This window comes from Streptomyces sp. NPDC088910 (assembly GCF_044749865.1).
Taxonomy (GTDB): Bacteria; Actinomycetota; Actinomycetes; order Streptomycetales; family Streptomycetaceae; genus Actinacidiphila.
This window is the reverse complement of the sequence record NZ_JBIVIV010000004.1, coordinates 260,131-285,920: the sequence shown is the minus strand read 5'-3', so window position 1 is coordinate 285,920 and position 25,790 is coordinate 260,131. Positions and strand designations below refer to the sequence as shown.

Annotated in this window: 2 protein-coding genes and 1 pseudogene; all 3 read right to left on the bottom strand. The window is 72.9% G+C overall.

Features of this window, described 5'->3' with window-relative positions; genetic code table 11:
• Positions 1 to 39: 39 nt before the first annotated feature.
• A complete protein-coding gene (locus tag ACIP4Z_RS12120; RefSeq protein WP_401307296.1) occupies positions 40 to 5,058 on the bottom strand; it encodes a type I polyketide synthase in 5,019 nt (1,672 codons plus the stop codon).
• A gap of 105 nt (positions 5,059 to 5,163) precedes the next feature.
• A complete protein-coding gene (locus ACIP4Z_RS12115) occupies positions 5,164 to 8,655 on the bottom strand; it encodes a type I polyketide synthase (RefSeq protein ID WP_401307294.1) in 3,492 nt (1,163 codons plus the stop codon).
• A gap of 21 nt (positions 8,656 to 8,676) precedes the next feature.
• A pseudogene (locus tag ACIP4Z_RS12110) lies at positions 8,677 to 25,752 on the bottom strand (SDR family NAD(P)-dependent oxidoreductase); the annotation flags it as partial.
• Positions 25,753 to 25,790 lie beyond the last annotated feature (38 nt).

Genomic DNA, 25,790 nt, shown 5'->3' with positions numbered 1-25,790 from the left:
GGGACCTGCGGGCGGGGTTTCCAGAGAACGAGCGGGTCATCACGTGCCCAGCTCACGGTCGATCAGGGCGAAGATCTCCTCGTTGCTCGCGGCGCCCAGCGCGTCCTCGTCCGTCGCGCTCCCGCCGTGGCCTTCGGGTGCCTCGTCGTCCGCGGCCTCGTCGTCGCCGACCTTCCACAGCAGGCGCTCGAGGCGCTTGACGAATTTCGCGCGGGCCGGTCCCTCGGGCAGTCCGGCCGCCAACGCGCTTTCCAGTCGGTCGAGTTCGGCCAGGCCCGGCGTCCCGGCGGTGTCCTCGCCGCCGAGGCCCAGTTCCTCGCGCAGGTGGCGGGCGAGGACCGCGACCGTCGGATAGTCGAAGACGAGCGTCGACGGCAGGGCCAGGCCGGTCGCCGTACCGATCCGGTTGCGCAGTTCGACCGCCATGAGGGAGTCGAAGCCCAGCTCGCGGAACGGCCGGTCCTGGTCGACGGATTCCCCCGTGGCGCCGTCGAGGGTCACGTGGCTGGTGACCGCGGCGGCGTGCCCGCGCACCAACTCGACCAGCTCGCGCTCCTGTTCCGCCGCCGGGCGGCCCGCCAGCCGGGACCGCAGTTCTCCCGCCGTGGCCGCACCGGTCCCCGCGGCTTCCGTGTCGCCCGCCGCACCGGACCGCAGTGCGGCGACCGCCTCGGGGATCTCCGCGAACAGCGCGGTCGGGCGCTTGGCGTGGAAGACGGGCGCGAACCGCTCCCAGCGCAGGTCGATGACCACCGGGGCGGTCTCGTCGCGGTCGAGCGCCTGTTGGAGGGCGGTCACGGCCAGCGCGGGCGCCATCTCGTGGATGCCCTCCAGGCGGCCCCGGGCACCGACGTCCCCCGCGGCCATACCGGTACCGGCCCACGTACCCCATGCCACGGAGGTGGCGGGAAGTCCCTCGGCGCGGCGGCGCTCGGCCAGCGCGTCCAGGAACGCGTTGCCTGGCGCGTAGTTGCCGAGTCCCGGCATGCCGAAGGTCGCTCCGAAGGACGAACAGAGCACGAACGCCGACACGTTCATGTCCCGCGTCAGCTCGTGCAGATGCACCGCCGCACCGGCCTTGACGCGCAGCACCCGTTCCATCTGATCACGGGTCAGATGTGCCACCACGCTGTCGTCCAGAACGGCCGCGGCGTGGAACACGGCCGACAGCGGTTCCTCCGCCGGGATCGCGGCGAGTACGGCGGCGAGCGCGTCGCGGTCCGCGACATCGCAGGCGGCGAAGGTGACCCGTGCGCCGGCCTGCACCAGCTCCTTCTCCAGGGCGGCGGCGCCCGGCGCGTCCGCCCCGCGACGGCTGACCAGCACCAGGTGCGGCGCCCCGCCACCGGCCAGCCAGCGGGCGATGTGCGCGCCGATCCCGCCGGTACCGCCCGTGACCAGCACGGTGCCCTCGGGCAGCCATGTGCGGACGGCGGCCGAGTCGGCGGCCGGGGCCCGCAGCAGGCGACGGCCCAGCAGCCCGCCGAGGTCCGGGCGCAGCGCCACATGGTCCTCGTCGGCGATCCCGGCGAGGGCGGCGGCGAGGGTACGGCCGACCCGGACCGTCGCCTCATCGGACAGCTCCGCGAGCGGCGTGGCCGGAAGATCCAGCAGCCCGCCCCACAGCAATGGGTGCTCCAGCGCCACCACCCGGCCGAGGCCCCAGATCTGCGCCTGCGCCGCCGAGACCGTCCTGTCCCCCGCCGCCACCGACACCGCGCCACGGGTGGCGCACCACAGGGTCGGCTGCGTCCCGGACTCCTCGGCCACCGCCACCAGGGCCTGGACCAGGGAAACGGTGGCGGCCAGGCCCTCCGTGACCGCCGGCCGCTCGGGATCGGGCGTCTCGTCCAGCGCGAGCAGGGACAGGACGCCGGTGAGGGGGGTGGTCCGCTCGGTCGTGTCGCCGCCGGTGCGGGACCGCAGCTCCGCGGCGAGGGCGTCGGCGCTTCCCGCTGTAGCGGTCGCGTCGAGGTGCAGCCGTTCGACCTGGGCGCCGTGGCCGGTCAGGGCCGCGTCCGCGAGGTCGGCCCATTCGGCGGGACACCGGTCGGCCGGGGGCAGCACCAGCAGCCAGCGGCCGGTGAGCCGTACCTGCGCCGGGGACACGACCGGCCGCCAGCCGATCCGGTACCGCCAGCCGTCGACCGCCGACGCGTCACGGCGGCGCCTGCGCCACGTGGACAGCGCGGGCAGCGCCTCGCGCAGCGGCAGATCGGTGACGACGCCCAGCTCACCGGCCACCGTGTCGGCGTCTCCGCCGTCCACGGCCGCCCAGAACGCCTCTTCCACGGCATCGGGCACCCCGGCGTTCGCCGCGCCGGCCGCCGCTGCCCGCTCAGGATCGTCGTCCTCCAGCCAGTAGCGCTGCCGCTGGAAGGCGTAGGTGGGGAGGTCCACGCGGTGGGCGAGAGTTCCGGCGAAGACGGACCGCCAGTCGACGGGCAGGCCGCGTACCCAACCCTCCGCGAGAGAGGTCAGGAAGCGTTCCTGGCCGCCTTCGTCACGGCGGAGGGTGCCGAGGGCGACGGCGTCGGACCCGGCGTCCTCGAAGGTCTCCGCGAGACCGACTGCGAGAACCGGGTGGGGGCTGGACTCGATGAAGTACCCGATGCCGTCCGCCAGTAGGGCCCGGACGGTCTCGTCGAAACGGACTTCCTGGCGGAGGTTGGTCACCCAATACGCCGCATCCAGCGCGGTGGTGTCGAGCTTGCCGCCGGTCACCGTGGAGTAGAACGGCACCTGCGAGGACTGCGGCTCGATACCCGACAGGGCCTCAATGACCTCGTCGCGTATGGCGTCCACCTGTGCCGAGTGCGAGGCGTAGTCCACATCGATACGACGCGCCCGTACGCCCCCGGCCTCACACGCCGTCAGCAGTTCAACCAAGGCTTGAGGTTCACCCGAAACGACGGTGGACGAGGGCCCGTTCACCGACGCGACGGAGATACGGCCGTCCCAGCGCGCGATCAGCTCCCGTACGTCCTGCGCGGGAAGCGCGACCGACACCATCCCGCCACGCCCCGACAACGACCCGCGAATCGCCTTCGCCCGCAACGCCACCACCCGCGCCGCATCCTCCACGGAAAGGGCACCCGCCACGCACGCGGCAGCGATCTCACCCTGACTGTGACCGATCACCGCACCCGGCTCGACACCGGCAGCACGCCACACCTCGGCCAGCGACACCATCACCGCCCACAACGCCCCCTGAACAACGACCACATCATCCAGAGCCCCGCTACGAATCGCCTCCACCACCGACGAGCCGACGTAAGGCAGCAGCGCCGCATCGCACTCCGCCAACCGCGCCGCGAACACCGGAGACGAAGCAAGCAACTCCATCGCCATCCCCGCCCACTGCGACCCCTGACCAGGGAACACGAACACCACCCGACCCGCGTCGGAGCGAACCGCTCCGCTCACCAGGCCGGGGGCGGGCGTGTCCGCCGCGAGCGCGCCGAGTACGTCCAGGGCCTGTGTGCTGCTCGCGGCCAGGACCACCGCGCGGTGCTCCATCGCGGAGCGGGTGGTGGCCAGCGAGAGGCCGATGTCCGCGGCTGCGGCGGTAGCGGCCAGGTCGGCGGCCAACCGGTCCGCCTGCCCGCGCAGCCCTGCGGCCGACCGTGCGGACACCGGCCACGGAACGACGTTGAGCGATCCCAACGGGCCCTCGGCGGGGCCGGGTTCGGCGATGTCCTCGCTTGCGGCCTGCGGCTCCTCAAGGATCACGTGCGCGTTCGTCCCGCTGATCCCGAAGGCCGACACTCCCGCCCGCCGCGTACGCCCCTCGCCCCGGACCCACTCGCGCGCCTCCGCCAGCAGCTCCACCCCGCCGCCGGACCACTCCACGTGCGGCGTCGGCTCATCGACATGCAGGGTCCTCGGCAGGACTCCGTGCCGCATGGCCTGCACCATCTTGATCACACCCGCCACGCCCGCCGCGGGTCCCGAGTGCCCGATATTGGACTTCACCGAGCCCAGCCACAAAGGCCGTTCGCCGGTCCGCTCCCGCCCGTACGTCGCGAGCAGCGCCTGCGCCTCGATGGGGTCGCCGAGCGTCGTGCCGGTGCCGTGCGCCTCGACCACGTCCACGTCCGCGGCGCTGAGGCGGGCGTCGGCGAGCGCGTCGCGTATCACCCGTTCCTGAGCGAGGTTGTTGGGGGCGGACAGTCCGTTGCTGGCGCCGTCCTGGTTGAGCGCGGTGCCACGGACGACGGCCAGTACACGGTGGCCTTTGCGGCGCGCGTCCGACAGCCGCTCAACGAGCAACGCGCCCGCGCCTTCGGCCCAGTTGGTGCCGTCAGCGGCGGCGGCGAACGCCTTGATCCGGCCGTCGGGCGCCAGGCCGCGCTGGCGGCTGAACTCCACGAAGGCGTCCGGAGTCGGCATGACCGCGATGCCGCCCGCGAGCGCCATCGTGCAGTCGCCGGAACGCAGCGCCTGCACGGCCAGGTGCAGGGCCACCAGCGACGACGAGCACGCCGTCTCGACGCTGAGCGCGGGCCCTTGGAGACCGAACGTGTACGCGATCCGCCCGGCGGCGACGCTCGACATGGTGCCGGTGATGACGTAGCCCTCGACCGGCTCGGGCGTGCGCCGCAGCCGCGAGACGTATCCGTTGGCGACGATTCCGGTGTAGACGCCGACCCGTTCCTCGCGCACGGCGCGCGGGTCGATGCCCGCACGCTCGAACGCCTCCCAGGAGATCTCCAGCATGAGCCGCTGCTGCGGGTCCATGCCGAGCGCCTCGCGCGGGGTGATGCCGAAGAACGCGGGGTCGAAGTCGGCCGCTCCGTCGAGGAATCCGCCCTCGGTGACGTAACTGGTGCCACGGCTCTCCGGGTCGGGGTCGAAGAGTCCGGCCAGGTCCCAGCCGCGGTCGTCGGGGAACGGGCCGATGGCGTCACGCTCGCCGTCCACCAACCGCCACAGATCCTCGGGCGATCGCACACCGCCCGGGTAGCGGCAGGCCATGCCGACGATCGCGATCGGCTCCTGGGCGGCGGCCTCGGCCTCCCGCAGCCGCTGCTTCGTGACGCCCAAGTCGGCCATCACCCGCTTCAGGTACTCCCGAAGCCTCTCCTCCGTGTTACCGGTGGCCATTCCCCTCGCTCCTTCGACGATCTGCGACGTTTGTCCGACAGCGGTGACCGGAGCGGCTCAGCCTGTGCCCAACTGTTTGTCGATCAGCGCGAACATCTCGTCGTCCGACGCGGTGTCCAGCGCGATTGCGCCGGTGTCGGCGCCCGCCTCCGCACCGGTCGCCGCGTCTCCGCGCCACGCCCAGAGCAGCGACTCCAGACGCCGGGTGATCCGCTCACGCGTCTCGCCGTCCGGCGATATACCGCCGAGCCGCGTGGCGATCCCGTCCAACTCGTTCAAGACCTCGGCGTGTTCACCGTCGACCGGCGCACTTTCCATCTCGTCCAGCAAGAAGCGGACCAGGCTGATCGGCGTCGGGTAGGAGAAGACGACAGTCGCCGGGAGCTTCAATCCGGTGGCCGCGCTCAGCCGCTTGCGTAGTTCGACGGCGGTCAGCGAGTCGAAGCCCAGTTCCTTGAAGGCCCGTTCGGCCGCGACGTCGTCCGGAGTGGCGTGCCGCAGCACCGTCGCCACCTCCACGCGCAACAGGTCGAGCAGTACGCGCTCCCGCTCCTCGCGGTCGAGTCCCGCCAGCCGCACGGTCAGCCCGTCCGGGTCGACATCGGGACCGTCGTCCAGCACCTCGGTCCGCGCCGTCGTGCGGACGGCGGGGCCGGAGCGGTCGATGTCCAGCCAGTAGCGGCGCGGTTGGAAGGCGTACGTGGGCAGGTCGACGTGGTGGGCGGGGGTTCCGGCGAAGACGGATCGCCAGTCGACGGGCAGTCCGCGTACCCAGCCTTCGGCGAGGGAGGTCAGGAAGCGCTCCTGGCCGCCCTCGTCACGGCGGAGGGTGCCCAGGGCGACGGCGTCGGAGCCCGCGTCCTCGAAGGTCTCGGCGAGCCCGACTGCGAGAACGGGGTGCGGGCTGGACTCCACGAAGTACGTGAAGTCATCGGCGAGTAGGGCCCGGACGGTCTCGTCGAAGCGGACTTCCTGGCGGAGGTTGGTCACCCAGTAGTCGGCGTCCAGCGTGCTCGTGTCGATACGGCCGCCGGTCACCGTCGAGTAGAACGGGACATCGGAGGTTGCCGGTTCGATGCCGGACAGGGCCTGGACGACCTCATCACGGATCGCGTCCACCTGCGCCGAGTGCGACGCGTAGTCCACATCGATACGACGCGCCCGTACGCCCTCGGCCTCACACTCCGTCAGCAGCTCAGCGAGCGCCAGGGGTTCACCCGAAACGACCGTGGACGAGGGCCCGTTCACCGACGCGACGGAGATACGACCGTCCCACCGCGCGATCCGCTCCCGTACCGCATCCGCCGCGAGGGCGACCGACACCATCCCACCGTTGCCGGACAACGACCCGCGAATCGCCCTCGCCCGCAACGCCACGACCCGCGCCGCATCCTCCACCGACAACGCGCCCGCGACGCACGCGGCGGCAATCTCACCCTGGCTGTGACCGATGACCGCACCCGGCTCGACACCGGCAGCACGCCACACCGCGGCCAGCGACACCATCACCGCCCACAACGCCCCCTGAACAACGACCACGTCATCCAGAGCGCCGTCGCGGATCGCCTCCACCACCGACGAACCGACATACGGACGCAGCGCCGCGTCACACTCCGCCAACCGCGCCGCAAAAACCGGAGACGAAGCAAGCAACTCCATCGCCATGCCCGCCCACTGCGACCCCTGACCGGGAAAGACGAAGACCACGTGGTCGGCCGGTCGGCCGTCGGTGTCGTCCACCGTGGCCAGGCCCGTGACGGTGGAACCTGTGGGGGTGCCTGAGGCGAGGGCGCCGAGGGCCGAGGGGTGGTCCGGGTCCAGCACGACCGCGCGGTGCTCCCACGCGGCCCGGGTCGTCGCCAAGGCGAGGCCGATTTCCGGCGCGGCCGGGCCGTGGCCGGCCAACGTGTACTCCAGCAGCCGCTCGGCTTGGTCGCGCAGTGCGGCGGCGGACCGCGCGGACACCGGCCACGGAACAGTGGACCCCAGCGGCCCGAGCGGCCCGTTCGCGGGTTCCGACCGGGCCTCCGGCGTATCGGCCCGGTCGCCCGAGTCTCGCGGATCGCGCGCGTCCGCCGAGCCGGCCGCACCGCCGACGCCGCCCGCGTCGCCCGTCGGCTCACCGGCCTCCTCTAGGATCAGGTGCGCGTTCGTCCCGCTGATGCCGAAGGCCGACACGCCCGCCCGCCGCGCACGTCCGTCACTCCTGACCCACTCCCGCTCCTCGGTCAGCAGTTGCACCCCGCCGCCGGACCAGTCCACATGCGGTGTCGGCTCGTCGACATGCAGGGTCCTCGGCAGGACTCCGTGCCGCATGGCCTGCACCATCTTGATCACGCCCGCCACGCCCGCCGCGGCCGAGGTGTGGCCGATGTTGGACTTCACCGAGCCGAGCCACAGCGGCCGTTGGCCGTCGCGTCCCGCGCCGTAGGTGTTGAGCAGGGCGGTCGCCTCGATCGGGTCGCCCAGGGAGGTGCCGGTGCCGTGCGCCTCGACCACGTCCACGTCGGCGGCGGCGATCCTGGCGCTGCGCAGCGCGGCGCGGATGACGCGTTCCTGGGAGGGGCCGTTGGGGGCGGTGAGGCCGTTGCTCGCACCGTCCTGGTTGACCGCGGAGCCGCGGATCAGGGCCAGGACGCGGTGGCCGTTGCGCCGGGCGTCCGACAGCCGTTCCAGTAGGAGCAGGCCCAGGCCCTCGGCGGGGCCGAAGCCGTCGGCGGAGGCCGCGAAGGCGCGGCAGCGGCCGTCAGGGGACAGGGCGCGCTGGCGGCTGAACTCGGGGTAGCCGATGGCGGTGGACATGACGGTCACTCCGCCGGCGACGGCCAGGGAGCATTCGCGGCTGCGCAGTGCCCCGGCGGCCAGGTGCATGGCGACCAGCGACGACGAGCAGGCCGTGTCGACGCTGATCGCCGGGCCTTCGAGCCCAAAGGTGTAGGCGACGCGGCCGGACATCACGCTGGCGAAGTTGCCCGTCGCGTAGTAGCCCTCGACCTCCTCGGGGATGGCGGGGAGTTCCCAGCCGTAGTCGGCGGAGCTGAAGCCGATGAACGTGCCGGTGGGGCTGCCCTTGACGGACAGCGGGTCAATGCCTGCCCGTTCGAAGAGTTCCCATGTGCAGGGCAGGAGGAGCCGTTGCTGCGGGTCCATGCCGAGGGCTTCGCGGGGGGAGATGCCGAAGAACGACGCGTCGAATTCGGTTGCTCCGGTGAGGAATCCGCCGCCCCGCACGTAGTTGCTGCCGGGCCGCGCGGCGTCCTCGTCGTAGCGGTCGTCGATGTCCCAGCCCCGGTCCTTGGGGAACGGGGCGATGGCGTCGCCGCCCTCGGCGACCAACTGCCAGAGGTCGTCGGGGGTTTCGACGCCGCCGGGGTAGCGGCAGGCCATGCCGACGACCGCGATCGGCTCGTTCCTGGCGGCGGTGGCGTCGCGGAGCCGCTGCTGGGTCTCGCGCAGGTCGCCGGTCACCCGCTTCAGGTACGCGAGCAGTTTCGCCTCGTTCTCCGCCATTGCCATCCTTTTCGACTCCAGGCTCTCCGGTTCAGGAATGTCCCGTCCGCGTGCGGCGGATCAGGGGTTGCCGAGTTCGCGGTCCAGCAGGTCGAACATCTCCTCCGCGGTGGCCGACTCGATCTCGCCCCGGCCGTCGCGTCGTTGCCGTACCTGCCACAGCAGTTCCTCCAGGCGGCCGACGACTTCGGCGGTCTCCTCACCGTCGGCGGGCAGAGCGGCGACCGCGCCCGCGAGGGCGTCCAGCTCGTCCAGGACGGATCCGGTGCCGGTCCCGCCGGTGCTCACGGGACCGGTCGCCGCGGACGCGGCACCGGTGGTGAAGCGGGTCCGCAGGTGCTGGGCGAGCGCGGTGGGCGTGGGGTGGTCGAACACCAGGCTCGCGGGCAGCTTCAGGCCGGTCGCGGTGGACAGGCGGTTGCGCAGTTCGACGGCGGTCAGCGAGTCGAAGCCGAGATCCTTGAACGTGCGGCCCGCCCGTACCGAGGAGTTGTCGGCGTGCTGGAGGACGCTGGCTGCTTGGTCACGTACCAGGTCGAGGACGTTCTTGAGCTGGTCGGGCTCGGAGAGCGTCGCCAACCGGGCGGCGAATTCGGCGCCCGCGGTGGTCGGGGCGGCGGAGTCGGCCTGATCGGTCTCGGTGCGCAACGCCGCTTGTACCTCGGGGAGTTCGGCGAGCAGCGGGCTGGGGCGCAGCGCGGTGAAGCCGAGGACGAACCGTTCCCAGTCGACATCGGCGACGGCGACGAACGTCTCGTCGTGCGCGACGGCCTGGAGCAGTGCGGTGGCGGCTCGTTCGGGGTCCATGGCCAGTACGCCGCGGCTCTCCATGTAGGCGGCGGCGCCCTCGGCCTCCATCATGCCGCCGCCGTCCCAGGCGCCCCAGGCCAGTGAGGTCGCGGTACGGCCGAGCGCGCGGCGCCGCTCGGCGAGCGCGTCGAGGTGGGCGTTGGCGGCGGCGTAGACGGCCTGCCCTCCGCTGCCCCAGACCCCGGCGTTGGAGGAGAAGAGCACGAAGGCGTCGAGCGGTGTGCCGCCGAGGAGGTCGTCCAGGTGGCGGGCTCCGGCGATCTTGGCCGAGGCGATGCGGGTGATGTCCTCGTCCGTGGTGTCGGTGGCGGCCAGGTAGGTCTGCGGGGCGCCGGCCGCGTGGAAGACCGCGCTCAGCGGCCGGTCGGCGGGGACGCCCGCGAGGAGCGCGGCCACCTCGGACCGGTCGGCGACGTCGCACGCGGCGAACGTGACGGCGGCGCCCGCCGCCTCCAACTCCGCGCGCAGTTCGGCCGCGCCGGGCGCGTCGGGGCCGCGGCGGCCCGCGAGCAGCAGGTGCGGGGCGCCTTCGGCGGCGAGTCTGCGGGCGACGCGCGCGCCGATCCCGCCCGTTCCCCCGGTGATCAGAACGGTGCCGTCGGGCCGCCACGCGGCGGCTCGTGCGGAGTGCGCGGCCCCGAGAGGCGTACGGATGAGCCGCCGCCCGTGGACTCCGGAGGCCCGTACGGCGACCTGGTCCTCGACGGCGGACGCGGAGCCGCCGGACGCTGGGTCCACGGCCAGGGCGTCGGCGGCTGCCGGGTCGGCGGTCCCGTCAGGGCCGGGCAGTCCGCCGAGGACGGCGGCGAGCCGGACGGCGGCGGACGCGTCGGGCACGGGCGGCAGGTCGACCAGGCCGCCCCACTGGCGGGGCTGCTCCAGCGCGATGGCCCGGCCCAGGCCCCAGACCTCGGCCTGGCCGGAGCGGGGCCCCGCGTCGCCCGGTGCCGTCCTGACGCCCTCCGCGGTGGCCGCCCACAGCCGCCCGGTCAGTTCGGCGTCCGCGGCGGCCTGGGCGAGGGCGAGGGTGACGCGGGCGGCCGGGGAGAGACCGGCGGCAGCCGGTTCCGGGGCCTCGCGCCCGGCGGGGGCGTGGCCCCGGAGCGCGGTGGAGCTGACGGGGGCGTGACTGGTCGTGCCGGAGCCGGCGGGGGCGTGGCCGGGCGCGCTGGCGTCGGAGACCGCAGGGTCGGTGCCGTCGACGGCGGACGCTCCGGGCACCTCGTGCGCGGCAGCCTCCTCGACACCGCCATTGGCGGCGCCAACCGTCTCGGAACCGCCCGCCTTCGGCACACCCGTCTCGGACCCGTCCGCCCCCTGACCGCCGGTCTCGGAGTCCCCGAGGGCGAGGAGAGACAGCACGCCGTCGGCCTCGACCGTCCGGAGGAGTTCGGCGAGGGCCGCCCGGTCGGTCCGGTCGGCGGGGATCTCGATGTGGGTGACCGTGGTGCCCGCGGCGGCGAGCGCGTCGCCCGCCGCGGCGGCCCACGGCTCGTCCGGGAAGCTGAGGATCGTCCACCGCCCGCGCGGCGCACGGGCGTTCGCGGTGTCCAGGGCGCGCCAGGCGATGCCGTAACGCCAGCGGTCCAGGGCCGTACGGTCCAGGCTGCGGCGGCGCCAGGACGACAGAGCGGGCAGGACCGTCGCCAACTCGTCCTCTCCGGCGTCGAGTTCGAGTTCCCCGGCCAGGTGCTCCAGGTCGCCGCGTTCGACGGCGGCCCAGAATCCGGCGTCGGCGAGGTCACCCGTGCCGCTGGTGGTGGGCGCGGTACGGTCCCGCAGGTCGTCCAGCCAGAAGCGGCGGCGCTGGAAGGCGTACGTCGGCAGGGCCAGCGGCGTACCGCCCGAACCGGGGGTCAGGGGCCGCCAGTCGACGCCGGGCAGGCCGCGGACGAAGCCCTCGGCCACGGAGGTGGTGAAGCGCGCCATGCCGCCTTGGTCACGGCGCAGCGTGCCGACCGCGACGCCGTCGCGTTCGGCGTCCTCGAAGGTCGCGGCCATGGCGGTGGTGAGCACCGGGTGCGCGCTGGCCTCGACGAAGAACCGGAAGCCGTCGCTCTCCATGGCCAGCACCGCGGCCTGGAAGTCCACCGGGCGGCGGGCGTTGAGGTACCAGTACGCGTTGTCGAGGGTCGTCGTGTCGACGAGGCCGCCGGTGACGGTCGAGTAGAACGGGACGGTGGCGCGGCGCGGTGTGATGTGCGCGAACAGTTCCATGATCCGCTCGCGCAGCGGCTCGACCTGGGCGCAGTGGGAGGCCACGGTCGACCCGACGACGCGGGCTCGGACGTTGTCGGCCTCGCAGGCCGCGACGAATTCCGTCAGCGCCTCGGTGTCGCCGGCCACGGTGACGGCGGTCGGGCCGTTGCGTCCGGCGATGTCAAGTCGTCCGCCCCACACGGCTGTTCGCGCCTCGACCTCGGCGACGGGCAGCGCGACCGAGGCGACCGCGCCGTTGCCGACGAGTTCGGCGGCGAACAGGGCGCTGCGCAGCGCGATGATCTCGGCGGCGTCTTCCATGGTGAGCGCGCCCGCCACCAGCGCGGCGGCTATCTCGCCTTGGCTGCTGCCGACGACGGCGGCGGGTTCGACACCGACCGACCGCCACAGTTCGACCAGGGAGACGTTGACGGCGAACAGCACGGGTTGCAGAACCTCGATGAGGTCCGGCGAGGGCGCGCCGGGCATTCCGCGCACGACGTCGGTGACCGACCAGTCCAGGTGGACGCGGAGCGCCGCGTCGCACTGGGCGAACCGCTCGGCGAACACCGCTGAGGTGTCGAGGAGTTCGGCCCCCATGCCCTTCCACTGCGAGCCCTGTCCGGGGAAGACGAAGGCCACCCTGCCGCGTACGTCGGCGGCGCCGGTGACCGCCCCTGCGGTCGGCGTACCGTCGGCGAGCCCGCCGAGCGCGGCGGCGGCCTGCACGCGGTCACCCGCCAGGACGACGGCCCGCTGTTCCAGGACGGTCCTGGTGGTCGCCAGCGCGTGCCCGATCTCGGCGTCCGTGGTGTCGGGCCGGTCGGCCACGAAGGCCGCGAGGCGTCCGGCCTGCGCGCGCAGCGCCGCCGCGGACTTGGCGGAGAGCACCCAGGGGACGACGGTGCCGGGCGGGTCGCCCACGACGGCGGCCGGGGCCGGGGCGGCGGGTACGGCGGGCGCGTCGGACGTACCGGGTTCGGCCCTCTCGCCGAACTCGCTTCCAGGAGCGGCCAGTTCGACCGCCTCGACCGGCTCAGCGGGCGGCTCTTCCAGGATCACGTGCGCGTTCGTTCCGCTGATGCCGAACGAGGAGACCGCGGCGCGGCGCGGGCGGCCCCGGTCGGGCCACGGCGTCGCCGCGTTGAGCAGCCGGAGCCTGCCGGAGGACCAGTCCACCTCGGGCGAGGGCTCCTCGGCGTGCAGAGTGCTGGGCAGCGTGCCGTGGCCCATCGCCATGACCATCTTGATCAGACCCGCGACACCGGCCGCGGCCTGCGTGTGGCCGATGTTGGACTTGATGGAGCCCAGCCACAGCGGCTGGTCCCGCGCGTGGTCCCTGCCGTAGGTGGCGAGCAGCGCCTGCGCCTCGATCGGGTCCCCGAGGTTGGTGCCGGTGCCGTGCGCCTCGACCGCGTCGACCTCGTCGCCGGTCAGACCGGCGTTGGCGAGGGCCGCGCGGATGACGCGCTGCTGGGAGGGGCCGTTCGGCGCGGTGAGGCCGTTGCTCGCGCCGTCCTGGTTGACGGCGGAGCCGCGCATGACGGCGAGGACGCGGTGGCCGTTGCGGCGGGCCTCCGACAGCCGCTCGACCACCAGCATGCCGACGCCCTCCGAGAAGCCGGTGCCGTCGGCGTCCGCGGCGAACGCCCTGCACCGGCCATCGGGCGACAGCACGCGCTGGCGGCTGAACTCCACGAAGCCGAACGGGCTCGGCATCACCGTCACCCCGCCGACCAGGGCCAGCGAGCACTCCCCCGCCCGCAGCGCCTGAGCCGCCAGGTGCAGGGCGACCAGCGACGACGAACAGGCCGTGTCCACCGTCATCGCCGGTCCTTCGAGGCCGAGGACGTACGAGACGCGGCCGGAGATGACGCTCAGCACGTTCCCGGTGACCGAGTACCCCTCGACGCGCTGCTGAAGGTCGGGGTCCTGGCCGTAGCCGGTGCCGACCGCGCCGATGAACACACCGGTACGGCTGCCGCGCAGCGTGGCCACGTCGATCCCGGCGCGTTCCACGGCCTCCCAGGCCGCCTCGAGTACGAGCCGCTGCTGCGGGTCCATGGCCAGCGCCTCGCGCGGCGAGATGCCGAACAGCTCGGCGTCGAAGTCCGTCGCACCTCGCACGAAACCGCCCTGCTGGGCGTAGCTCTTGCCCGACCTGGCCGGATCCGGGTCGTACAGGTCCGCGAGGTCCCAACCCCGGTCGGTGGGGAACCCGGAGATCGCGTCGGTGCCCGACGCCACCAGGTCCCACAACTGCTCGGGCGAATCGGCACCGCCCGGGAAGCGGCAGGTCATGGCGACGACGGCGACGGGATCGTCGTCGAGCCCGGCCGCCGTCGGAAGGACTCCGGCCGGGGCACGGTCGTCGGCGGTCGCGGCGCCGAGGCCCAGTTCGTCCTCCAGATGCGCGGCGAGGGCGTCGGGGGTCGGGTGGTCGAAGACCACCGTGGCCGCGAGCCGCTGCCCGATCGCGGCACCGAGGCGGTTGCGCAGCTCGACACCGGTCAGCGAGTCGAAGCCCAGCTCCTTGAACGCCCGCTCGGGGTCGACGGCGGCCGGCGATCCGTGGCCGAGCACCGCCGCGACGTGCGTGCGTACGACATCGCGCAGGGCCTCGGTCCGTTCGGCGGGCGACAGCGCGGAGAGCCGCCGGACCAGGGCCGAGGAGTCGGCACGGGCCGAACTGGTCGCCACGGCACGGGACTTGCGGACGGACGCGGTGGTCAGTTCACGGGTGAGGGCGTGGAAGGCTTCCCCGGTGCTCTGGGCGTCGCCGGGCGTCAGACGCGCGGTGACGGCGAGCGGTACGTCCCAGCCGACGGCCGCGTCGAACAGGCCGATCCCCTGCTCGACGCTCATCGGCACCACGCCGCTACGGGCCAGGCGTGCCCGGTCGACCTCATCGAGCGAACCGGTCAGCTCGGAGTCGGTGGCCCAGTGTCCCCACGCCATCGACACACCCGCCGCACCACTCGTACGGCGCACACCCGCCAGAGCGTCCAGGAACGTGTTCGCCGCCGCGTAATTGCCCTGCCCCGCCGTGCCCACCACGCCCGCGAGTGACGAGAACAGCACGAACAACGACAGGTCCAGGTCCCGGGTCAGCTCATGCAGATGCCACGCCGCATCCACCTTCGCGCCCAGCACACTCCGGATACGTTCCGCGTCCAGGTCCGGCACCAGACCGTCGTCCAGCGCGCCCGCGCAGTGCACCACACCGCCCAACGGCCGGTCCCCGCCGAAGCGCGCGAGCAGCCCGGCCACCTCGTCCCGGACCGCGACATCACACGCCACGACCTCGACCCGCGCACCGGCCGCCACCAACTCCGCCACCAGCGCATCCGCACCAGGCGCGTTCGCACCACGCCGACCCGCCAGCACCAGATCCCGGACCCCGTACGAGGCCACCAGATGCCGGGCCACCAGCCCGCCCAGCAGACCCGTACCACCCGTGATCACCACCGCACTCGCGGCATCCACCCGGCGGGGAAGGCTCAGCACGACCTTGCCGACATGCCGCGCCTGCGACATGAACCGCAACGCCTCGTCCGCCCGCCGTACGTCCCACACCCGCACCGGCAACGGCTCCAGCACACCCTCCGCGAACAACCCCGCCAACTCCCGCAGGATTTCGCCGAGTCGGTCCGGAGAGATGTCGGTGAGGGCGTACGGGTGGTACGTGACGCCGGGGTGCTCGGCGGCGACGGCCTGCGGGTCGCGGATGTCGGTCTTGCCCATCTCCAGGAACCGGCCGCCACGCGGCAGCAACCGCAACGACGCGTCCACGAACTCCCGCGCCAGCGAGTTGAGAACGACGTCCATGCCGTGGCCGTCGGTGGCCTGCCGGAACGCGTCCTCGAAGTCGAGGGTGCGGGACGAGGCGATGTGGTCCTCGGCGAGACCCGCCAGCCGGAGCGTGTCCCACTTGCCCTCGCTGGCCGTCCCGAAGACCTCGGCACCCCAGTGCCGGGCCAACTGCGTGGCCGCCATCCCCACACCACCGGCAGCGGCGTGAATCAACACCCTTTGTCCGGACCGGAGTTCGCCGAGATCGGCGAGGCCGAACCAGGCGGTCATGAAGACGACGGGGACGGCGGCGGCCTGCTCGAAGCTCCAGCCCTCCGGCACCCGCACGACCAAGCGCTCGTCCACCACCGCCAACGGCCCGAACGACTCCGGCAGCAGACCCATCACCCGGTCACCCACCACGACACCCGCGACACCGGGCCCGACCTCGACCACGACACCCGCACCCTCGGTTCCGAGGTACGCGTCCGGGTCGGGGTACATCCCCAGATTGATCAGCACATCGCGGAAGTTGACTCCCGCGGCACGGACGTCGACCCTCACCTGACCGGCGACGAGCGGCGCCTCGGCGGCCGGGTCCGGCTCGACGGACAGTCCGTCGAGCGTGCCGTCGCCGGAGGCGACCAGCCGCCACGCGCCCTCGGCGAGCGGCACCAAACCCCCGCCACCGGCAGGCACCCGCACCAGCCTCGGCACCAGCACCTCACCACCGCGCACCGCCACCTGCGGCTCACCCGCCGCCACCGCGACACCGACCGCGTAGGCGAGCGCGTCACGCACCGCGGCCTGTCCCCCCGACGCGAGGTGGACATCGACATCGACGTCGGCGTCTGAGTCGATCAGCAGGAAACGCCCGGGATTCTCGGCGAGCGCGCTGCGCACCAGGCCCCACACCGGGGCGTGGACCAGATCAGCGACAGGCTCACCGCTGTGAGTGGACACCGCACCACGGGTGACGAGAACCAACCGCGCATCAGCGAACCGCTCCTCGGCCAGCCACTCCTGGACCAGACCCAGCACGCCGGTCACCGCCTCCGCCACCGCACCCGGCACATCACCGGAGACTGACGCCGGGGGCAGCACCAGGCCGACCAGCGGCGGAACCGGGTGCGCCGCGTCGATGTCGGAAAGCCGTTCCAGAAACACGCATCCATCGGGCGCGCCGCCATCGGCGGACAGCGCGGCCGGCACCCAGTCCACGCGGTACAGGCCGTCGGCCGTGCCTGCCGCACTCGCGGCGGCGCCGCGGATCTGGTCGGCGGTCGCCGTGCGCAGCGCGAGCGATGCCACCGATACGACGGGAGCCCCCTCGGCATCGGCCAGGAGCACCGAGGCGGCGTCCTCGCCCGCAGGCCGCAGCCGTACGCGTACGGAGGTCGCGCCGACCGCGCCGAGCACCATGTCGGTCCAGGCGAACGGCAGCCGCAGGGAGGTGAGTTCGGCGGGCGAGCCGCCGCGCAACAGGACGATCCCGTGCAGGGCCGCGTCGAGCAGGGCCGGGTGGATGCCGAACGTGGCCGCGTCCTGGTGGAGTTCGTCCGGCAGCGCGGCCTCGGCGTAGACGTCGTCGCCGTGCCGCCACGCGGCGCGCAGCCCTTGGAACGCCGGACCGTAGCCGTAACCGGACGCGCCCACCTCGGCGTAGAAGTCCTCGACCGGTACCGGCACGGCGCCGGGCGGCGGCCACGCGGTCAAGTCCCCGGTCACCTCGACGGTGTCGGACGCGACCGCAAGAGTGCCGACCGCGTGCAGAGCCCAGGGCGCCGACTCCCCCGCCCCTTCGGGCCGTGAGTGGATGCCGAGTTCGCGCCGTCCGTCCGCGTCGGGCGCGCCGACGGAGACCTGCACCTGCACGCCGCCGCTCTCCGGAACGACGAGCGGTGCCTGAAGCGTCAGCTCCTCTACGCACCCGGCCCCGACCTCGTCAGCGGCCCGCAGCGCCCACTCCGCCAGCGCGGCACCGGGGACCAGGACGGTCCCCTCCACCCGGTGATTGCCCAGCCACGCGTGCGACGCCAGCGACAACCGGCCCGTGAGCACCACCTGATCCGAACCGGCCAGCCGCACCACCGCGCCGAGCAGGGGGTGGTCCGCAGCGGCCTGCCCGAGCCCGCTCGGGTCCCCGGCGCGCGCGGCGTCGGCAGTCAGCCAGTAGTGCTCGTGCTGGAAAGCGTACGTCGGCAGGGCGAGTTGCCCGGCACCCGTCGAATCCGGCGTACCGGCGAAGACGGACCGCCAGTCGACGGGCAGGCCGCGTACCCAGCCTTCGGCGAGGGAGGTCAGGAAGCGTTCCTGGCCGCCTTCGTCTCGGCGGAGGGTGCCCAGGGCGACGGCGTCGGAGCCCGCGTCCTCGAAGGTCTCGGCGAGACCGACGGCGAGGACGGGGTGCGGGCTGGACTCCACGAAGTACCCGAAGCCGTCCGCCAGTAGGGCCCGGACGGTCTCGTCGAAACGGACCTCCTGACGGAGGTTAGTCACCCAATAGTCGGCGTCCAGCCCGGCCGTATCGAACCTGCCGCCGGTCACCGTCGAGTAGAACGGCACCTGCGACGACTGCGGCTCGATGCCGGACAGAGCCTCAACGACCTCGTCACGGATCGCGTCCACCTGTGCCGAGTGCGACGCGTAGTCCACATCGATACGACGCGCCCGCACGCCCTCGGCCTCACACACCGTCAGCAGCTCAGCGAGCGCTTGAGGTTCGCCCGAAACGACCGTGGAGGAAGGCCCGTTCACCGAGGCAACGGAGATACGGCCGTCCCAGCGCGCGATCCGCTCCCGTACGTCCTGCGCGGGCAGCGCGACGGACACCATCCCACCGTTGCCGGACAAGGTCCCGCGAATGGCCTTCGCCCGCAACGCCACGACCCGCGCCGCATCCTCCACGGAAAGCGCGCCAGCGACACACGCCGCCGCGATCTCACCCTGACTGTGACCGATCACCGCACCGGGCCGCACGCCCACCGACCGCCACACCTCGGCCAGGGACACCATCACCGCCCACAACGCACCCTGAACCACCACCACGTCATCCAGAGCGCCGTCGCGGATCGCCTCCACCACCGACGAGCCGACGTAAGGCAAAAGGGCCGCGTCACACTCCGCCAACCGCTCCGCGAACACCGGAGACGAAGCAAGCAACTCCATCGCCATCCCCGCCCACTGCGAACCCTGACCAGGGAAAACAAACGCCACCCGGCCGTCGCCCGATCGCGTCGCGCCGCTGACGAGTCGGGCGGCCGGGGCTCCTTCGGCGAGCGCGCCGAGGACGTCCTGGGCGTGTTCGGCGTCGGCGGCCAGGACCACGCTCCGGTGGGGCAACGCCGCTCGGGAGAGGGCCAGTTCGCGGCCGACCGAGGTGAGGGCAGGTGCGTCGTCCGTCCCTGCGAAGGCCGCAAGGCGTCCGGCCTGGCCGCGCAGTGCGTCCGCCGACCGCGCGGACACCACCCACGGCACCACCGACAGCGACCCCAACGGGCCTGCCTCCGGGCCGACTTCGGGCTCGCGCTCTGGCTCCGCGGAGGTGTCGGCCGCAGCGTCGCCCCCCGGCTCCTCCAGGATCACGTGCGCGTTCGTCCCGCTCGCCCCGAAGGCCGAGATCCCCGCGCGGCGCGGGTGGGTGTCGGCGGTCCACGGCATCGCCTCGGCGAGCAATTCGACCGCGCCGCTCGTCCAGTCGACGTGCGGCGTCGGCTCGTCCGCGTAAAGGCTTTTGGGCAGCACCTCATGGCGCATCGCCTCGACCATCTTGATGACGCCCGCGACCCCGGCGGCGGCCTGCGTGTGGCCGATGTTCGACTTCACCGAGCCCAGCCACAACGGGTCCTCGCCGCAACGCTCTTGGCCATAGGTGGCCAGCAGCGCCTGCGCCTCGATCGGGTCCCCGAGCGTGGTCCCCGTACCGTGCGCCTCGACCACGTCGACATCTGCGGCCGTCAGCCCCGCGCTGTCCAACGCGGCCCGGATCACCCGCTCCTGGGAGGGCCCGTTCGGGGCGGTCAGTCCGTTCGACGCACCGTCCTGGTTCACCGCGGAGCCCCGCATCACCGCCAGCACCCGGTGACCGTTGCGCCGCGCGTCCGACAGCCGCTCCAGCAGCAAGACGCCGACACCTTCGCCCCACCCGGCACCGTCCGCTGCTGCCGAGAACGCCTTGCTCCGGCCGTCGGGCGCCATGCCCCGCTGACGGCTGAACTCCACAAAAAGGGTGGGCGTGGACATCACCGTGACGCCGCCGGCCAGGGCGAGGGTGCACTCCCCCGACCGCAGGGCCTGCGCCGCCAGATGCATCGCGACCAGCGACGACGAGCACGCCGTGTCCACCGTCATCGCCGGACCCTCGAAACCGAAGGTGTACGACACGCGGCCGGACACGGCGGCCGGGGACGAGCCCATCAGGGCGTAGCCCTCGGTGTCGTTGGCCGTGGCATCGGCGCCCACGGCGTAGTCGTGGTGCATGACCCCGGTGAAGACACCCGTCGAACTGCCCTTCAGCGAAACGGGATCAATACCCGCCCGCTCCAGCACCTCCCACGACGCCTCCAGCAGCAACCGCTGCTGCGGATCCATCGACAACGCCTCACGCGGAGACACCCCGAAGAACCCCGCATCAAACTCACCCGCCCCATAGAGGAACCCACCCTCACGCGCATAACTCCGCCCCGCCACACCAGGATTCGGATCAAACAACCCCTCAACATCCCACCCCCGGTCCACCGGGAACCCCGACACCGCATCCCCACCCGAAGCAACCAGCGACCACAACTCCTCAGGCGAACCCACACCACCCGGATACCGGCACGCCATCCCCACAATCACCACCGGATCGGCCGCCTCACGCGCCGACAGGGGACCCGCCGTACCCCTACGGGCGGCGACCGGACCGGTGCGCTCGTCACCGAGCACCAGCGTGCGGAGGAAACCGGCCAACGCCCGTGGCGTCGGATAGTCGAAGACAAGCGTCGCCGGAAGCCGCAGGCCCGTCGCTGCCGCGAGCGCGTTGCGCAGTTGCAGGCCGGTCAGCGAGTCGAAGCCGAACTCCTTGAAACTGCGGCCGGGTTCGACGGCGGACGGGTCGGCGTATCCGAGGACTGTCGCGGCGCGGCCACGGACCAGGTCGAGCAGATAGCGGAGTTGGTCCTCCTCGGTCAGGCCGGTGAGGGCGCGCAGGAGGCTGCCGGAGTCGCCGCCGACGTCGGTGGCGCGACGCGGTCGGCCGCGGACCAGACCCCGGTAGAGCGGGAGGACGGGTTCGCCCGCGCGGGCCGCGCTGCGCAGGGCGCGCAGGTCGAGGCGGCTGACGACGTGGACCCCGGAGCCGCCGTCGGCGGACGCGGCGGCGTCGAAGAGCGCCAGGCCCTGCTCGGGCGACATCCGCGTGACGCCCATCCGCAGGTAGCGGGCCACGTCGGCGTCGCCGAGGTGGGCCGTCAGCTCGCTGGCCTCTGCCCAGTAGCCCCAGATCAGGTCGGTGACCGGCAGTCCCTCGGCGCGGCGGCGCGTGGCGAGGGCGTCCAGGAAGACGTTGGCCGCCGCGTAACCGGCCTGGCCCGGGTTGCCGAGCACACCGGCGATCGAGGAGAACAGCGCGAACAGCGACAGGTCCAAGTGCCGTGTCAGCTCGTGCAGATGCACCGCCGCGTCCACCTTCGGCGCGAGGACTCGCGCCACCTGATCGGGCGTCAGTGCCGACACCACTCCGTCGTCGAGCACACCGGCCGCGTGCACCACACCCGTCAGCGGCTGGTCGGAGGGAATCGCCTCCAACAGCGCGGCCAACGACGCCCGGTCCGCCACGTCACAAGCCGCGATCTCGACGCTCGACGCGCCCGCGTCCAGCAAGCGCCGCTCCAACTCCGGTGCGCCCGTGGCCGCCCGGCCCCGGCGGCCGACCAGCAGCAGATGCCGCACCCCGTGCGCCGAGACCAGATGCTCGGCGAGCAACCGTCCGAGGGTGCCGGTTCCGCCGGTGATGAGCACGGTCCCATCGTCGCGCAGCGGCACCGGCGCGGGCCCGGCCGGGGCGACGCGGGCGAAACGGGGCGCGAGGAGCACGCCGTCGCGTATCGCGATCTGCGGTTCGCCGAGGTCGACGGCGGAGGCGACACCGGCGGCCAGGGTGCCGGAAGCGGCATTGGTGCCACGGGTGCCGTCAGTGCCAGCGGTGTCGTCGGTGCTAGCGGTGCCGTCGGTGCTAGCGGTGCCGTCGGTGTCGATCAGGAGGAAGCGGTCCGGCGCCTCGGACTGGGCGGTCCGCAGCAGCCCCCACACGGGTGCGTGCACGAGATCCGCCACCTCGTCGTCCGGCCCGGTGGAAACCGCCCGGGTGGTGACGACGACCAGCCGCGAGGCGTTCAGCCGCTCGTCGGCGAGCCATGCCTGGACGAGGGCGAGCGCGTCGGTGACGGCGGTGCGCACCCGCGACGGCAGCTCGCTGTCGACCTCCGACCGGGTGTTCCCGGGACCCAGCCGGGTGATCACATGGGCGGGGGGTTCCAGGGTGCCCGCGTCCAGGCCCGCCAGCAGCGCGGCGACATCCGTGACGTCCTGGGCGCCGCCCAGGGTGAGGACCGGTCCCGGCGCGGGGACGGCGGCACCGGCGGAAACGGGCAGCGGTGTCCAGTCCAGGGCGAAGAGGCCGTCCCGGCCGGCGGTGCCGTCGGCCTGCCGGAGCTGCTCGGGGGTGGTCTCACGCAGGACGACGGACTGCACCTCCCCGACCGGGGCCCCTGCCGCGTCGGCGAGCGTCAGCGCGACGGCACCGCCGTCCAGCGGGCGGACCCGCAGCCGCAGCCGACTCGCGCCGACGGCGGACAGCGCCACGCCTTCCCACGCGTAGGGCAGCCGCAGCGGCGCCGACTCCGGCGTACCGCCGTCGAGCAGGGACACGGCGTGCAGGACCGCGTCGAGCAGGGCGGGGTGGAGGGCGAAGCGTTCGGCGTCCTTGGCCGCCGCGTCGGGCAGCGTGACCTCGGCGTACACGTCGTCGCCCCGCCGCCACGCGGCGCGCAGGCCCTGGAACGCCGGACCGTAGCCGTAACCCGCCGCCGCCACCCGGGCGTAGAAGTCCTCGACCGGGACCGGCCGGGCACCGGCGGGCGGCCAGTCGGTCAACCCGGCGCTTTCAGCGGACCGTTCCGTACTGAGGACGCCGACGGCGTGCCGTGTCCACGGTTCGTCGTCCGCGATGCCGTCCTCGCCGCGCGAGTGAATCGTGATCTCGCGGCGTCCGTCGGCGTCCGGGCCGCCCACCGCCACCTGGAGCTGGACGGCACCGCCCTCGGGGATCACCAGCGGCGCCTCAAGGATCAGCTCGTCGATCTGCTCGGCGCGGATCTCCTCACCGGCACGCAAGGCGAGTTCCACGAAGGCCGCGCCGGGCAGCAGTACGGTGTCGTTCACGGCGTGGTCGGCCAGCCACGCGTGCGTACGCAGGGAGATCCGGCCGGTCAGCAACAGAGCGTTCTCGTCGGCGAGTTGTACGGCCGCGCCGAGCAACGGATGGTCGGCCGCCCCGAGCCCCAGCGACGAGGCGTCCGCGCTGCCGAGCGAGCCCGACTCCAGCCAGTAACGCTGATGCTGGAAGGCGTACGTGGGCAGGTCGACGTGGTGGGCGGGGGTTCCGGCGAAGACGGACCGCCAGTCGACGGGCAGGCCGCGTACCCAGCCCTCCGCGAGGGAGGTCAGGAACCTTTCCTGGCCGCCCTCGTCACGGCGGAGGGTGCCCAGGGCGACGGCGTCGGAGCCCGCGTCCTCGAACGTCTCCGCCAAGCCGACAGCCAGGACCGGGTGCGGGCTGGACTCCACGAAGTACCCGAAGCCGTCCGCCAGTAGGGCCCGGACCGTCTCATCGAAACGGACTTCCTGGCGAAGGTTGGTCACCCAATAGGCCGCGTCCAGCGTGCTCGTGTCGATACGGCCGCCGGTCACCGTCGAGTAGAACGGGACATCGGAGGTTGCCGGTTCGATGCCGGACAGAGCCTCAACTACTTCCCCGCGTATGGCGTCCACCTGTGCCGAGTGCGACGCGTAGTCCACATCGATACGGCGCGCCCGTACACCCTCGGCCTCACACGCCGTCAGCAGCTCAGCGAGCGCCAGGGGTTCACCCGAAACCACCGTGGACGAAGGCCCGTTCACCGACGCAACAGAAATACGACCGTCCCACCGCGCGATCCGCTCCCGTACGTCCTGCGCGGGCAGCGCGACCGACACCATCCCGCCACGCCCCGACAGAGACCCGCGAATCGCCTTCGCCCGCAGCGCCACGACCCGCGCCGCATCCTCCACCGAAAGAGCACCCGCCACACAAGCCGCCGCGATCTCACCCTGGCTGTGACCGATGACCGCACCCGGCTCGACACCGGCAGCACGCCACACCGCGGCCAGCGACACCATCACCGCCCACAACGCCCCCTGAACAACGACCACGTCATCCAGAGCGCCGTCGCGGATCGCCTCGACCACCGACGAGCCGACGTAAGGCAACAGGGCCACGTCACACTCCGCCAACCGCGCCGCAAAAACCGGAGACGAAGCAAGCAACTCCATCGCCATCCCCGCCCACTGCGACCCCTGACCCGGGAACACGAACACCACCCGACCCGCGCCCGGACGCACCACACCGGACACCACACCCGAGGCCGCAACGCCCTCCGACAGGGCCGCCAGCCCCGGCACCATTGCCTTGACGTTATCGGCGAGGGTCACCGCGCGGTGCTCAAGTGCCGCGCGGGAAACGGCAAGTGCGCGCCCGATGTGCGCCGGGGCGGGCAGCTCGTTCGAGTCGGCCGCAAAGGCGGCGAGCCTCGCGGCCTGGCCGCGCAGCGCGGCGGCGGACCGCCCGGACACCACCCACGGCACCGCTGCCAGCTCGCCCAACGGGCCCTGAGCGGAGGTCGTTTCGTCCACGGACGCGGGTTCGTCGGCCGGGGGTGCGTCTTCCAGGATCACGTGGGCGTTCGTCCCGCTGATGCCGAACGAGGACACGGCGGCCCGGCGCGGGCGGTCCCCGCGCTTCCAGTCGACCGGCTGTTCCAGCAGACGGACCGCGCCCGCGGACCAGTCGACGTTCGAGGTGGGCGCGTCGATGTGCAGGGTGCGCGGCAGCTTCCCCTCCTGGAGGGCCAGCACCATCTTGATGACACCGGCCATGCCTGCGGTGTGCGCGGTGTGGCCCAGGTTCGACTTGACCGACCCGAGCCACAGCGGGCGGCCTCCCGTGCGGCCCTTGCCGTACGTGGCGAGCAGCGCCTGCGCCTCGATCGGATCGCCGAGCGTCGTACCCGTACCGTGTGCCTCGACCGCGTCCACCTCGTCGCCGGTCAGACCGGCGTTGGCGAGGGCCGCGCGGATGACGCGCTGCTGGGAGGGGCCGTTCGGCGCGGTGAGGCCGTTGCTCGCGCCGTCCTGGTTGAGGGCTGAACCGCGCACCACCGCAAGGACGTTGTGGCCGTTGCGGCGTGCGTCGGAGAGCCGTTCGACAAGGAGCATGCCGACGCCCTCGGACCAGGCGGTGCCGTCGGCCCCGGCGGCGAACGCCTTGCAGCGGCCGTCGGGCGCGAGGCCGCGCTGTCGGCTGAAGTCGACGAAGACCCATGGTGTCGGCATCACGGCCACGCCGCCGACCAGCGCGAGCGTGGACTCGCCGTTGCGCAGGGACTGCACGGCCAGGTGCAGGGCGACGAGCGACGACGAGCACGCGGTGTCGACGGTCAGCGCGGGGCCTTCGAGGCCCAGGGAGTACGAGACGCGGCCGGAGATGACGCTGATGAAGGAGCCGGTGCCGGTGTAGCCCTCGACGCCTTCGGGCACCTGCTGCATGTTGGTGAGGTAGCCGGTCCCCGCGGCGCCGACGAACACGCCGGTCTTGGTGCCCTTGAGCGAGCTGGGGTCGATACCGGCGCGCTCCAGCACCTCCCACGACGACTCCAGGACGAGCCGCTGCTGCGGGTCCATGCCCAGGGCCTCACGCGGCGAGACGCCGAACAGCTCGGCGTCGAAGTCCCCTGCCCCGTCGAGGAATCCGCCCTTGAGGAGGTACGTCTTGCCGGGCGCGTCGGGGTCCGCGTCGTAAAGGGCCTCGGTGTCCCAGCCTCGGTCGGACGGGAAGTCGGCGATGGCGTCGCCGCCGGTGTCGAGCAGCCGCCAGAAGTCCTCGGGTGTGCCGACGTGACCGGGGAACCGGCAGGCCATGCCGACGATCGCGATCGGCTCGCTCTCCCGGTCCTTGACCTCCTGCAACTCCTGCCGGGTCTGGTGCAGGTCGGCCGCGACGCGCTTCAGGTAGTCGACCAGCTTGTCGTCGTTCGTCATCCGAGGCGTTCCTCCTCCGAGCGGTTACGGGATGTCCT